Annotated in this window: 11 protein-coding genes; 7 read left to right on the top strand and 4 right to left on the bottom strand. The window is 29.2% G+C overall.

Going from position 1 to position 13,824, the window contains the following annotated elements; translation table 11 throughout:
* Window positions 1–143 precede the first annotated feature (143 nt).
* The 7 genes from purD (at window position 144) to CBLAS_RS02675 (ending at window position 8,880) form a co-directional block, all read left to right on the top strand.
* On the top strand, window positions 144–1,391 hold the full coding sequence (gene purD, locus CBLAS_RS02645) for a phosphoribosylamine--glycine ligase (protein WP_106871369.1): 1,248 nt from the start codon (window positions 144–146) through the stop codon (window positions 1,389–1,391).
* Entirely contained in the window at window positions 1,388–1,816 is a 429-nt protein-coding gene (locus tag CBLAS_RS02650; protein WP_106871367.1) for an RDD family protein, read from the top strand. The genes purD and CBLAS_RS02650 overlap by 4 nt, the downstream gene beginning before the upstream one ends.
* Complete coding sequence (locus CBLAS_RS02655; protein ID WP_106871365.1) at window positions 1,806–4,031, top strand: LPS-assembly protein LptD; 2,226 nt, start codon at window positions 1,806–1,808, stop codon at window positions 4,029–4,031. The genes CBLAS_RS02650 and CBLAS_RS02655 overlap by 11 nt, the downstream gene beginning before the upstream one ends.
* Window positions 4,032–4,040: 9 nt before the next feature.
* The gene (locus tag CBLAS_RS02660; RefSeq protein WP_106871363.1) at window positions 4,041–4,751 is read left to right on the top strand and encodes a phosphoribosyltransferase; all 711 of its coding nucleotides are present in this window, start codon (window positions 4,041–4,043) and stop codon (window positions 4,749–4,751) included.
* A complete protein-coding gene (locus CBLAS_RS02665; RefSeq protein ID WP_106871361.1) occupies window positions 4,736–6,946 on the top strand; it encodes a polyribonucleotide nucleotidyltransferase in 2,211 nt (736 codons plus the stop codon). Before CBLAS_RS02660 ends, CBLAS_RS02665 begins: the two co-directional genes overlap by 16 nt.
* Before the next feature lie 84 nt (window positions 6,947–7,030).
* A complete protein-coding gene (locus CBLAS_RS02670) occupies window positions 7,031–7,882 on the top strand; it encodes a universal stress protein (RefSeq protein ID WP_106871359.1) in 852 nt (283 codons plus the stop codon).
* Between the two features lie 206 nt (window positions 7,883–8,088).
* Window positions 8,089–8,880 (top strand): alpha/beta hydrolase, encoded by a 792-nt coding sequence (locus CBLAS_RS02675; RefSeq protein ID WP_106871357.1) that lies wholly within the window; start codon window positions 8,089–8,091, stop codon window positions 8,878–8,880.
* Between the two features lie 122 nt (window positions 8,881–9,002).
* Here the strand turns inward: CBLAS_RS02675 and CBLAS_RS02680 are convergent, their stop codons facing one another.
* The 4 genes from CBLAS_RS02680 to pckA are packed head-to-tail and all read right to left on the bottom strand — an operon-like array spanning window position 9,003 to window position 13,715.
* The gene (locus tag CBLAS_RS02680; RefSeq protein ID WP_106871355.1) at window positions 9,003–9,419 is read right to left on the bottom strand and encodes an SRPBCC family protein; all 417 of its coding nucleotides are present in this window, start codon (window positions 9,417–9,419) and stop codon (window positions 9,003–9,005) included.
* A 13-nt stretch (window positions 9,420–9,432) separates the two neighbouring features.
* Window positions 9,433–10,824, bottom strand: a complete 1,392-nt coding sequence (gene argH, locus CBLAS_RS02685; protein ID WP_106871353.1) for an argininosuccinate lyase — start codon at window positions 10,822–10,824, stop codon at window positions 9,433–9,435.
* 1 nt (window position 10,825) lies between these two features.
* Complete coding sequence (locus CBLAS_RS02690; RefSeq protein WP_206603530.1) at window positions 10,826–12,178, bottom strand: CAP domain-containing protein; 1,353 nt, start codon at window positions 12,176–12,178, stop codon at window positions 10,826–10,828.
* A complete protein-coding gene (gene pckA, locus CBLAS_RS02695) occupies window positions 12,138–13,715 on the bottom strand; it encodes a phosphoenolpyruvate carboxykinase (ATP) (RefSeq protein ID WP_106871351.1) in 1,578 nt (525 codons plus the stop codon). The genes CBLAS_RS02690 and pckA overlap by 41 nt, the downstream gene beginning before the upstream one ends.
* Window positions 13,716–13,824: the final 109 nt, after the last annotated feature.

Here is a 13,824-nt window from a genome sequence, read left to right on the forward strand (position 1 = left end):
TCGGTGAGATGTGATCTTGCTTGAGTCTGTTAAAGGATTAGAGTTTGCAACCTAAAGAAAATTTCTATCTGCATGATTGGCTGATTAGGGCCTAATCAGTCGTACGCATCGGTCACCTGGGTAAAACATACTTTGGAGTTATTTTGAATATATTAATAATAGGAAGCGGTGGAAGAGAGTACTCTATAGGTCAAAAGTTAAAAAGTGAAAATAAAGTTAATAAAATTTACTTCTCGCCAGGAAATGGTGCTACTGCTAGACTTGGCGAAAATATAGATATTTGTGATTTTGATAAGCTTGCTAATTTTGCTATCCAAAATACAATAGATTTAACAATAGTTGGTCCTGAAGCACCACTTAGTGCTGGAATTGTTGATATTTTTAAAAAATATAATTTAGCTATTTTTGGCCCAACAAAGGCTGCTGCAAGATTAGAAAGCAGCAAAGCTTATATGAAAGATTTTCTAGCTAAAAATAACATCTTAACTGCAAAATATATAAATAGTGATAATTACGAAGAAATTTCAGATTTTATAGATACTATGAGTGAAAGAGTTGTGGTAAAAGCTGACGGACTTTGTGCTGGAAAAGGTGTTATAATAGCAAACAATCATAAAGAAGCAAAAAAAGCAGCACAAGATATGCTTAGTGGAAGTAGCTTTGGAGATGCTGGTAAAAGAGTTGTAGTTGAGGAATACTTAGATGGTTTTGAACTTAGTTTCTTTGCTATTTGCGATGGAGAAAATTATGTTTTATTACCCGTTGCACAAGACCATAAAAGACTTCTTGATAATGATGAAGGTCCAAATACAGGTGGAATGGGCGCTTACGCACCAAGTCCACTAGCTACAAAAGAGCTTATAAAACAAGTTGAAGATGATGTAATTAAGCCTACTTTAAAAGGTATGAAACAAGATGGTAATGAATTTTGTGGAGTTTTATTTGTAGGTATTATGGTGGTAAATAATACACCTTATGTTCTTGAGTTTAATGTTCGCTTTGGAGATCCTGAATGTGAAGCTATAATGCCTTTAATAGATGGAAATTTAAGTGAGATACTATATAACGCTTCTATTGGAAAGTTGGAAGATATAAAACTTGAAGATAAATTTGCTGTTGCAGTTGTTATATCTAGCAAGAACTATCCATACTCTAGCTCAAAGCCTGAACTAATACATATAGAAACAATTCCACACAATTCTCATATCGCATATGCTGGAGTAAGCGCTATAAGTAGTGATTTGTATGCTGATGGTGGAAGGGTTTTAGTTTGCGTAGGTGTAGGAGATACAATAAATAAAGCTAGAGATAAGGCCTATGAACTTTGTAAAAAAGTTAAATTTAAAGGAATGCACTATAGAAAAGATATTGCTTATCAGGTTTTAAAATGAACTATGAAGATGTAAAACTAGCTAGTTTCAACAAGAGAGTAGGTGCTTTTTTAATAGATGAAATAATATTAAGTATTTTGTTTATAATTGCTTTTTATGATAAATTTTCCAATATAACCTCCCAAGAGGAAGTTATACAAATTTTAGGAACTTTTACTATTTACTTTGTATTTGTTAAAGTTGCCTATCAAGCAATTTTTGTAAATTACTACGGAGCAACGGTTGGAAAATTGATTTTTAAGATTAAATGCATAAATTTAAATGGAGAAATTCCAAATTTTTTAACCTCTTTGAATAGAGCGATGGTAAGAATTTTTATAAGCGAAACCCTTTTTTATATAGGGTATATTTGGGCATATTTTAACCCAGTCAGACAAACATGGCATGATAAATTAGCAAAAACTTTGGTGATAGATGTTAGTTAGAAGAGTTATAGCTTTACTTATTTTAAGCACATTTTATCTGTTTGCACAAGTTCAAGATGTAGAGTTATTAGCAAATGGTGTGGATAAAGATGGAGATATTATAGTTGCTAAAGACAATGTAATTATGCACTCTAAAGAGTATTTTGTAACCTCAGATAGGGCAACATATAATCAAAAAGAGGGAGTAGTTGAGTTTTTTGGGAATGTAAATATCTTAAAAGGCAAGAATGAGGTTTCTAGAACTAACTACTTTAAAATTAATTTAGAGGATGATAAAACATCTACAACTGAAAATTTTGTTATGGACAAAGAGTCTGAGTTTTGGAGTCAAAATAATGAAAGTTGTAGTGATAAAAAATATTACCGGACAAAAGGCTCTGTGGTATCTAGTTGTAATATACAAGACCCTGATTGGAAAATTAATTTTTCAAGTGGAAAGCTAAATAAAGAAACAAAATTTCTACACCTATATAATCCTGTTTTTTATATAAAAAATGTGCCTGTATTATATCTTCCATATTTTGGGTTTTCTACTAGTAAAGAAAGAAAGAACGGGCTTTTAATACCAGAGGTTGGATATATAGGTAGTCAAGGCGGATATTACAAACAGCCAATTTACTTTGCACCGTATAAAAGCTGGGATTTGCAATTTGACCCACAAATTAGAACTAGAAGAGGTGTTGGTTTATATTCAACATTAAGATTTGCTGATTCTCCTTATTCTTATGGAGAGATTCGCGGTGGGATATTTAACAACAAAAGAAAACATCAGGAGAGATTAGAATATAAAAATAAAAAACACTATGGGTTTGAGATAGATTATGATAGAAGTAAACTTTTAAGTTACTTTATTGATAGAAATTTTAAAGAGTATTTATGGGTAAATATACAACAAGTAAATGATATAGAATATTTTGATTTAAAAAGTAAAAGTGGAGATTCAGATAGCAGAGATTCATTAGTAATCTCTAAAATAAATTATTATTTAACTGATGATAATCACTATTTAGGAGCTTATGCAAGATACTATATTGATACAGATAAGCTTAATAGTAAAAATATTTTTAGAAACGATGAGACAGTTCAAGAACTACCTACAATCCACTACCATAAATTTTTAGATTCACTTTTTTTGGATAATTTAACATATTCTGTTGACTCAAAATACCATAACTATACAAGAAAAGCTGGAGTTACAGCAAATCAATATGAGCTTAGTGTTCCAATTGGCATAAGCATACCAATTTTTAATGAGTATGCAAGTTTAAAGTTAAGTGAAAATTTCTATGCTACACATATAAAATATAAAGATGAGTTCGAGTATAGAAATGGGTATTTAAAAGCAGATAGTTCAGATGATTATATAAACCACTATCATCAAATTTCACTAAGCACAGATTTAGCAAAGCCTTATGAAAGTTTTTTTCATACAATGAATTTAAAACTTGATTATGTTTTACCTGGCTATCAAAGTGGTAGTATAAAATCAAGACTTTTTAAAAAACATAAGTATGATTATGATAAAGCTAGTAATAAGCTAAACAAATTTAGATTAGAAGATATTACAAACAATCTATATTATGAAGATAATTTTTTAAGTGAATTAGGAAAAGATTATACACAAGAAAATGCTAAGGCTAGCTTGACTCAATATGTTTTTAATAAAGAGGGCAGAAAATTTATTAGACACTCTGTTTCTCAAGGATATGATTTTGATGAAGATGATTTATCAAATTTAAACCATAGGCTTGATATTTATTTTCAAAATGGATTAACAATTGGAAATAAATTTGAATTTTCTCATGAAGATCATATTTTTGAAAAAGTTCAAACATATGCAAGGTATTCTAATGTTAAGTATAATGTAGGGCTAAGGCATACTTATGAAAGTTTTAAAAGGTATGATAATGAGTATGATAAAGATAATTATATAATTTTTGATTTTTCTCTAAAGCTACCAGACTATTATAGATTATTTGGTAGGTTTGATTATGATTTAGAGAGAGATTACACTAAAATGTGGAGGATAGGAATTACTAAAAATAGAAAATGTTGGAATTATAGTTTAGTTTATCAAGAAAACATAGAGCCAAAAACTAGTAGCTCACTTAGTTATGAAAAAGCTTCAAAGGAAAGAACTTTATATTTCTTTATAAATTTCTATCCATTTGGTGGCTTTAATTATAATTATTCAAAAGATACGGTTTATGAATAGGTTTAAAGGATGATTAAAAAAGACAAGTTAATGTTTAAAGATCAAATAGAAGCAGCCCAAAAGCTTTTTGAAGAGATGCCTGTAAAGGAAATTTTAGATAAAAAACCACTTTTAGTAGCAGCGTCTTTAGAATCTGTAATTTTGGTTGATTATCTTGCTAGAAAACTAAGACTTAGCTATGAACTGCTTTTCGCGGAAGAGATAACAGCGCCTAATAATAAAGATTGTACTATAGCTATGGTAAGTGAAACAGAAGATATAGTTATAATTGATGAACTTGTTGACTCATTTAATATAAGCTTGGATTATATATATGGTGAGGGCAATAGAAAATATGAAGAAAAAATATTAAAAAATATATATAAATATAGAAAAGGAAATAAAATAGGAAATTTAAGTGATAGGGATATAATTCTCATTGATGAAGGGTGCGAGACAGGACTTACTTCATTTACTTGCCTAAAATCAATTATAGGTTTAAAAGCAAAATCAGTATCATATGCTACGCCATTAATTGCTAATAATGTTGCTGATAACTTAAATAGCATTACAGATCAAATTTATACAGTAAATAATATATTAAATTTCGTGGAAGTGGACTTTTACTACAAAGAAAAAATAGAAGTGGATTCACAAAAAATAGTATCTATACTAGAAGAAAGTCCATATTATTTGCCACTACAAAAAGAAGGAGAAAAACAAGCATGCAATATACGCTAAACATAAATAATCAAGTAGAGATATTTGAGCTAAATAAAGTTGCAAAACAAGCAGCTGGCTCAGTTATACTTAGGATTAAAAATACAGTTATTTTAGCAACAGTAGCAAGAGATGACGAGCAAGTAGAAGGGGATTTTTTACCACTCACTGTTCAATATGTAGAAAAGTCATATGCAGCAGGAAAAATACCTGGTGGGTATATAAAAAGAGAGACAAAACCAGGAGATTTTGAGACTTTAACATCAAGAATAATTGATAGAAGTTTAAGACCACTTTTTCCAAAAGGTTATGCATATCCAACTCAGATAGTAATATATGTTTTATCAGCTGATAGTGAAGTTGACCTTCAAGTTGCAGCTTTAAATGCAGCAAGTGTTGCTTTATATTTAAGTGATTTACCAGTAGAGCAACCAGTTTGTGGTGTTAGAATTGGTAGAATTAACAATGAGTTTATCATAAATCCAAGTAATTCAGAGCTTAAAACAAGCGATATTGATCTTTATGTAGCAGGTGTTAAGGATGAACTTTTAATGATAGAGATGAGATCAATTCCGCAATCAATAGATGAAGATACAACGCCAATCAAACCAATTACAAATTTTGATGGTATTGAATCAGCAAATGATGTTAATGTTTTTGATATTGTAGATAGCAAACAGCGTATAAATGAATTTGACGAAGAACTTATGGTTGAAGCTATTAAATTTGCAGGTGAGGCTATATTAAAAGGAAGCCTTGCTTATGAGGAAAAATTTTTATCACATAAAAAAGATATAGTAAAATTAGAGTATAAAAAAGATATTAATGATGAAAATATTCTTGCTTGTATAGAAGAAAACTATAAAGAAGATATTAAATTTGCAATTAATAAAATGGCAAAAAGCGAAAGAGCATCTGAATTAAATGAACTTATTAAAAAAATTATGAAATCTGATAGAGCAATTAGTGAAGAATGGGAAGAAAAAACTGTAACAAATTCAGTTGAAAAATATAAGAAAAAAATTGTTAGAAATCAAATTATAAATGAGAGAGTAAGGGCAGATGGAAGAGGGTTAAAAGACATTAGGCCAATCTCAATAGAAACTAATATACTTCCTAATGCGCACGGTAGTTGTTTATTTACAAGAGGACAAACTCAAGCTTTAGCCATTGTAACTCTTGGTGGGGAAAGCGATGCTCAAATGAGTGAAATTTTAACGGAAAAGCAAGCAGTTAGTGAACGATTTATGGTTAATTATAATTTTCCGGGATTTAGCGTAGGTGAAGCAAGCCCATTAAGAGCACCGGGTAGAAGAGAACTTGGGCATGGGAATTTAGCAAAAAGAGCTCTTTCACCTACTATAGATATGAATACAGAACAAGTTATCAGGCTTGTTAGTGAAATTTTAGAATCAAATGGATCAAGCTCTATGGCTACAGTTTGTGGTGGTTCACTAGCTATCAGAGCTGCTGGAATTAAAAGTTATAAGCTAGTAGCTGGTATTGCTATGGGGCTTATTTTTGAAGATGGTAAACATGCGGTGCTAAGTGATATAATGGGGCTTGAAGATCATGATGGAGATATGGATTTTAAAGTAGCTGGAACTATGGATGGTATTACTGCACTTCAAATGGATATAAAGCTTGGAGGAATCAGTCTTGATGTATTAAAAGAGGCTTTATATCAGGCTAAAGAAGGAAGAGAACATATTTTAAATATTATGAAAGAAGCAGATAATAACATAGTCGTAAATGAGGATATTATACCTAAGTTAGAAATTTTTACTGTAGATCCCGGAAAAATTGTTGACATAATAGGACAAGGCGGTAAAACCATAAGAGAGATGATAGAGAGATTTAATGTATCAATTGATCTTGACAGAGATAAAGGAGAAGTTAAAATTTCAGGTGATAATAAAAAAGATGTTGAGCTTGCTAAAGATACAATTATTAAAATAACCCAAAAAGAGTCAAAAGGAAACTTCAAAAGAGGTGGAAAAAGAGATTTTAAGAAAGATGTAGTTTTTAAAATAGGCGAAGAATTTGATGGCGAGGTTAAAAAAATAGTTGATTTTGGTGCTTTCATACACTTAAAAGATGGAGTTGACGGACTTTTACATATATCAAAAATAAAAAATCATTTAAAAGAAGGCGATATTGTAAGAGTTAAAGTAAACGACGATAAGAATGGAAAAATTTCTTTAGATTTAGTATAAAATATGTTATTATAAATAAAAAGAAAAATATTAAGAAAAAAAAGATAAAATAGTAATAAATATATCATAATTAAAGGATTTGCAATGAATGTAAAAAAAATATTTTTTCCAATAGGCGGAGGTGAAGAGCTAAGGGAGAGAATTCATGGGGCTTTACTTGTTAACAAATACTTTGGATCACACATGAGCATTCTTGCATTTCAATTAGATCCAGAGACAGTTTATAATGTTAGAATGACACTAAGGGGTGGAATTTTAATGGACGAGTTTATAGAAACAGCCAAAGAGGAGCTGAAAATAGAACAAGAAAAAAATATACAAATTGCCAAAGAAGAGGCAGAAAAAGTTGGTATAACATTTACAGAAAATCAACACGAACCAAGCAGTGCTTTTTTGAGAAACGATATAGGAACTCGCTCACAACTAGTTGAAAAATACTCTAAATATTGTGATTTAGTAGTAGCAGCTGTGCCACCTAATGGAGCTATAACAGGAACTTTTGAAGCTGCTGTTATAAAAAGTGGTAAGCCAGCTATTGTCATACCAAGAAAATTAAAATCTTTTAAAGCAGATAAAATACTTTTAAGTCTTACAGGAAGTACGAGTAGCGCAAGAGCCCTTACAAATGCTATACCGTTTTTAAAAGAGGCTAAAGAGGTTCATTGTATTACTGCTCATCATTATCTTGAAGAGGATATTGATGAAACTAGAGGTAGAATAAAGAACTATCTTAGTATGCATGGAATTGATCCTACATTTGAGGTTGTAAAAACTGAAGGTAAAATACCAGGACAAGCACTTTTGGATAGTGCAAAAGAGCATAATGCTGATTTAATAGTAGCTGGAATGGCAGAAAACAATGGATTTAGAGAAATATTTTTAGGGGGAACTTCTAAGTATTTCTTGCAAAATACAACTATACCTGTTCTTATGTAACAAAGTTTGGCTCAAAAGCCAAACTTATTTTTTAAAATTTATCAAAAATATAAAATTCACTCAAAATATAATAAATTAAATATATATATTTTAAATAACTAATTAATATTAAAAATATCTTTTTTTTCAATACTAATATTAATTAAATTTATAAGTTTTATTTTCTCTATGATATAATTATCAAAATTCAAAACAAAGGTGTTATTATGAAAAAGATTATTTTAACAGTAGTTGCAGTTGTTGCTATATTAATTTCTGGTTGCAGTAAAAAAAATCCTGATATTAATATGAACAATCAAATGGTTGAGGTAGAAAAAGTTGTTTATGGAGAAGATAAAGATCAATTTTATAATATCCATATTCAAAATATGAAAGATCCAGATAAGATAATAGTTCTTGTTCATGGTGGATATTGGCGTAGTAAATATAATCTTGATCATCTAAATGACTTGATGTCTTATTTGATAAACAAAAGTTTTAATGTGGCAAGTGTTGAATATAGAAGAGGTGTTGAAAATCAATGGCCTATTCCTTATAACGATGTATCTCTTGCGATAAATGATATTAAAAAACGTTATAAAAATGCAAAAATCATTACAATTGGCCATTCTGTTGGGGGACAATTAGTGCTTCTAACCGAAAATCTTGTAGATGGAGTAATAGCTTTATCACCAGTTACCGATGTATACTTTGGTTATAAGAAAAATTTAGGTGATAACAATGCAGCTAAGCAGTATTTTAAAGATCATAGCTATAAGAATCTACTAAAAGCATCTCCTTCAAACTATAAACTTAAAGCAGGAAAAAATGTTTTGGTTGTGCACGGAAAAAATGATGATTCAGTTCTGATAGAAACTTCAGATAAATATGTAAAGAATCAAAGTGATTATAATGTAAATGTGGACTATTTAAGACTTGCAAATATGCCTCATATGGAAATGATTGATTCAAAAAATTCTCATTGGGAATTTATAATTTCTTGGATAGAAAAACAATAAATTAAAACTATATTTTAAAAAAGATATTAGATGATTTTAGCATCTAATATCTTTAATAGCATCATAGAATTTAAATTTAGTCAAATTTATCTTGAAAATCCTAAATTTTAAAAACTAAAATTTTAGTTTTTTGTAGCTTCTTTAGAAAGTGTTTGCATGGTTTTTGGCAACTCTTTTAATAATTTTTCGCCAATTATTTTTGAAAATAAAAATGTTAATAATCCTTTTATTTGAATTTCATGAGTAATAAATAATTTCCCATTCTTTTCATTAATTTCATGAATAAAATCTATTTTAGTAAAAGGTAAAGATGAGCGACTTGTGAATTTATGAAATTTAGAGACTAAAACTAGTTCAAAATTTGACTTTGGTCCATTGCTAGACTTCAAAATCCCTTTATTTCCTGCTTTGAATTCTCCATATAATTTTGAATATTTGATTGTGTTATCCCATTTATTCCAATTTTCTACATCACTATATAAATTCCAAATTTGCTCTTTTGTTGCGCTAGTTTCAATAGTCACTTTCTTCGCCCACATAGTGCACTCTTTTTTAGCTAAGCTTATCTTTTAAAAAATTCTCAATTATTAAAATTTGTTTTTCAACGCTTCTATTTGAAGTTCCTCCATATGATTTTCTTGCTTCTTTGGAATTTACTAAATTTAAAATGTCAATAACATTTTTATCAAAATCACTATGTATTGTTTTTAATTCATCAAGACTCAACTCACTTAAGTCTAAATTTTTACTCTCAGCCAGTGCAACACAACGCCCAGTAATATAGTGTGCTTCTCTAAAATTTATCCCTTTTTCTCTCACTAAATAATCAGCTAAATCAGTAGCGGTTAGATGTCCTTTTTTGCAAGCATTTATCATATTGTCTTTGTTAAATTTTGTAGTTTTTAACATTTGAGTTAAGATTATTAGGCTATCTTTTGTAGTTTTTGTGCTATCAAGCACACCCTCTTTATCCTCTTGCATATCCTTGTTATATGCCATTGGCAGTGATTTCATAATAGTTAAAAGAGAGATTAAATTCCCATAAACTCTTCCAGTTTTTCCACGAATCAGCTCTGCAACATCTGGGTTTTTTTTCTGAGGCATTATGGAGCTTCCTGTTGAAAACTGATCACTTATAGTTATAAAACCATACTCTTGAGAGCTCCATAAAATAAGCTCTTCGCATAGTCTTGAGGTATGAGTGAATAAAACGCTAATGTTAAATAAAAACTCTAACGCAAAATCTCTGTCACTAACTGAATCCATTGCATTAAATGTAGGTTTGCTAAATCCAAGTTCTAATGCAGTTAATTCTCTATTTATTGGATGAGGAGTTCCTGCAAGTGCAGCTGATCCAAGTGGACATAGATTATTTCTTTCATAACTTGACACAAGTCTTTCATAATCTCTTATAAACATAAAAGCATATGCCATTAAATGATAAGCTAAGCTAACAGGTTGTGCGTGTTGAAGATGAGTATATCCGGGCATTAAAGTATCTAAATTTTCCTTTGCAATGTCTTTTAAAGTAGATACTAGGCTTAAAATTAAATTTGCTATTTCTTTGTTTTGCTTTAAAACAAATAATCTAAAATCGAGTGCAACTTGGTCGTTTCTGCTTCTTGCAGTATGTAGTTTTCCGCCAATTTCTTTACCAATTATTTGAGACAATCTTTTTTCCACAGACATATGTATATCTTCATCTTCTGTTTTAAAAATAAATCTATCATTTTCTATTTCAAATAGTATTTGTTTTAATCCATTTATTATTTCTTTACTTTCATGTTCTGATATAATATTGCATTTTCCAAGCATTTTAGCGTGAGCGATGGAGCCTTTTATATCCTCCTCGTATAAATTTTTATCAAAATTAATTGAAGCATTAAATTCTTCTAAAAGCTCAGAACTTTCTTCATTAAATCTACCTTGCCATAACTTTTTCAAATTATCTCCTTTTTATTATGTAAAATATAGTTATTAATATAGCCACAAAAATAATATAAATAAATTTATTTTCATAAATTTTTAAACTTTCTGAACTTTTTGATAAGATTAAATATATCTCTTTATTATTATCAAATTTAAGTGTTAGTTTTGAATTTTTAAGACCATTTAATTTAACTCTTAGCATATTTGTATCTAATGTTTTTATATCAGGTTTTTTCATTAACTTATAACTGGCTTGATAACTATTAAAAACATCGTTACAATTTTCTGGCTTTAAAAAAATATCATACCAAATGTTTGGTGAAAGAGATAATTTATCCTTATTGTTAGCCACAAAATATTTATTTTGTGGTGTTTTTGTTTTAAATTTCCAAGTTATAGTTTTTTGCTTTTGCTTTTGTATATAGTCAAATTCTACCAAATACTCTTGGTTAAAATCAAAAACATCTTTTGAAAAAAGTGCAAATTGATACTTATTTAGAATAGAATTTACATCATTTAAACTTGTTAGCTGTTTTGTATTTAATAGTCTTTCGCCATTTTTAAATATCTTAAAATCAACCATTGTTACTAGACTGCCTTGCTTATTAAATTCTATACTTACAGGATTGCTAGTGATTTTACATTCAGGAAAAGGATTTGGATCTTCATTGCTAAAAAAAGATTTCGTCTTGTCTGAGTTAGGATAAACTACATAATCAAAAAAATTTAAATTTTTAAATCTATCTAAATTGGATTCTAATATTGCTATATCTTTTTCCTTGCAATATCCAGAGTAAAATTTACCATATCCTTTGTCTGAAATTCCTCTTTGACAAAACTCATTTAAATTAGAATTACCCATATTATATACATAGTTTTGATTTTTATCATTACCAAAAAAGCCATATCCAATCTCATTGATAGTTGGATCTAAAAAATTAAATCTATGATATATAGCACTCAATAATCCATCTATAGAATCCATTGAATTAATTGAGTTAATGGATATATTTTCGGTTATTTGAGTGTTATATCCAACATAAAAAGCTCTATCTTTTGGAGATATGCCTGTAAAGTATCTATTGTTTTCAGTTTCATAGTGGGACTTAGAATTATTTTCATATAGATATTTTGCATGATTTAATGACGAATCAGATAGTTTTTGATTCAGGGCTAAAGAATTTAGTCCTGAATCAATTCTTATGGCATTTAAAAAATCAATAGGATTTTCATAAATTGGCATTGGTATAGGATATGATGCATCTTTTAAATTTTTACCATCATCACAAGCTGTAAAAAATATAGCTATTATTGTTAAAAATATATAACTATATTTTTGGACCGGCTTTGGCAAATTCCACCCCTTCAACTACATCTTCATATCTTTTGAAATTTTCTACAAACATATTTGCTAAATTTGCCTTTAATTCTTCAAATCTATCTTGATTTTTCCAACTATTTTTAGGGTTCAGTAAATTAGCGTCTACTCCTTCTAATTTTTTTGGTATAGCAAGATTAAACTTATCAAAATTTTCAAATTCGCAGTTGTTTATAGAGCCATCTAAAATTGCATTTATGCAAGCTCTTGTGGCTTTAATGCTCATTCTTTTACCAACACCATACTCTCCGCCACTCCATCCAGTATTTACTAAATATACATTAACATTATATTTATCCATTTTTTCTCCAAGAAGTTTTGCATAAACTGTTGGATGTAATGGTAAAAAAGCTTCACCAAAGCAAGCACTAAAAGTTGCAACTGGTTCAGTTATACCTCTTTCAGTTCCTGCAACCTTGGCAGTATATCCACTTAGAAAATAGTACATTGCTTGTTCTTTTGTAAGTTTTGAAACTGGTGGAAGCACTCCAAATGCATCTGCTGTTAAAAATATAATATTTCTAGGATGTGAACCCTGCAGGCTTGGTTCTCTATTTTTAATATGCTCTATTGGATAACTTACTCTTGTATTTTCTGTTTTTGAAGCATCACTAAAATCAACTTTGCCATTTTCATCAGATATGACATTTTCTAAAAGTGCATTTCTTTTTATGGCATTATAAATTTCAGGTTCACTATCAGGATCTAAATTTATACATTTAGCATAACAACCACCCTCAAAGTTAAATATACCTTTATCATCCCAGCCATGCTCATCATCACCGATTAGTTTTCTATTTGGATCAGTTGAGAGTGTTGTTTTACCTGTTCCACTAAGTCCGAAAAACAGGGCAGTATCACCATTTTTACCAATGTTGGCAGAGCAATGCATAGACAGTTTTCCCTCAAGTGGAAGCCAGTAATTCATCATAGAAAAAATACCTTTTTTCATCTCACCGCCGTACCATGTTCCGCCTATTACAGCCATGTTTTCTTCAATATTAAAAATTACAAAAACATCAGAGTTCAACCCATCTTTTTTATAGTCTTCATTTACACATTTGCAAGCATTATAAACTATAAATTCAGGATAGAAACTTTTAAGTTCTTCCTCGCTAGGTCTTATGAACATATTTTTTACAAAATGTGCTTGCCAAGCAACTTCAGTTACAAATCTAACAGATTTTTTACTATCTTTACTTGAACCACAATAGGCATCTTGAATATATATATTTTTATTAGAAAGTTGCGCTTTTGCTTTTTTTAATAGTTTTTCAAAAAGTTCTTTTGTTATTGGTTGATTGATATTTCCCCAAGCTATATATTTATTTGAGGGATCTTGCTTAACAAAATATTTATCTTTAGGACTTCTTCCTGTAAAAATACCTGTATCCACTATGAAAGTGCCATTATCGCTAATTTTTCCTTCTTTGTTTTTGACTTCATGCTCAAAAAGTTCTTCATAGCTTAGATTATAAAATATCTCTTTAATGCCCTTTAAATCAAGTTTCTTTAAGTCGTTAATCATTTTTAAATCCTTGGTGTAATAAATTTATCGTAATTATATCAAAAAAAGACTTTTTAATATTTTAATTATTTTATAAATTAAGGAATTATTAAAATTATAAAAAAGATTA

This window comes from Campylobacter blaseri (genome assembly GCF_013201895.1).
Lineage (GTDB): Bacteria > Campylobacterota > Campylobacteria > Campylobacterales > Campylobacteraceae > Campylobacter_B > Campylobacter_B blaseri.

Excerpts from the sequence above, each read along its gene's own strand:
- CBLAS_RS02650 (WP_106871367.1), top strand. The coding sequence starts at position 1,388 with ATGAACTATGAAGATGTAAAACTAGCTAGTTTCAACAAGAGAGTAGGT.
- CBLAS_RS02655 (WP_106871365.1), top strand. The coding sequence starts at position 1,806 with ATGTTAGTTAGAAGAGTTATAGCTTTACTTATTTTAAGCACATTTTAT.
- CBLAS_RS02660 (WP_106871363.1), top strand. The coding sequence starts at position 4,041 with ATGATTAAAAAAGACAAGTTAATGTTTAAAGATCAAATAGAAGCAGCC.
- CBLAS_RS02665 (WP_106871361.1), top strand. The coding sequence starts at position 4,736 with ATGCAATATACGCTAAACATAAATAATCAAGTAGAGATATTTGAGCTA.
- CBLAS_RS02670 (WP_106871359.1), top strand. The coding sequence starts at position 7,031 with ATGAATGTAAAAAAAATATTTTTTCCAATAGGCGGAGGTGAAGAGCTA.
- CBLAS_RS02675 (WP_106871357.1), top strand. The coding sequence starts at position 8,089 with ATGAAAAAGATTATTTTAACAGTAGTTGCAGTTGTTGCTATATTAATT.
- CBLAS_RS02680 (WP_106871355.1), bottom strand. The coding sequence starts at position 9,419 with ATGTGGGCGAAGAAAGTGACTATTGAAACTAGCGCAACAAAAGAGCAA.
- pckA (WP_106871351.1), bottom strand. The coding sequence starts at position 13,715 with ATGATTAACGACTTAAAGAAACTTGATTTAAAGGGCATTAAAGAGATA.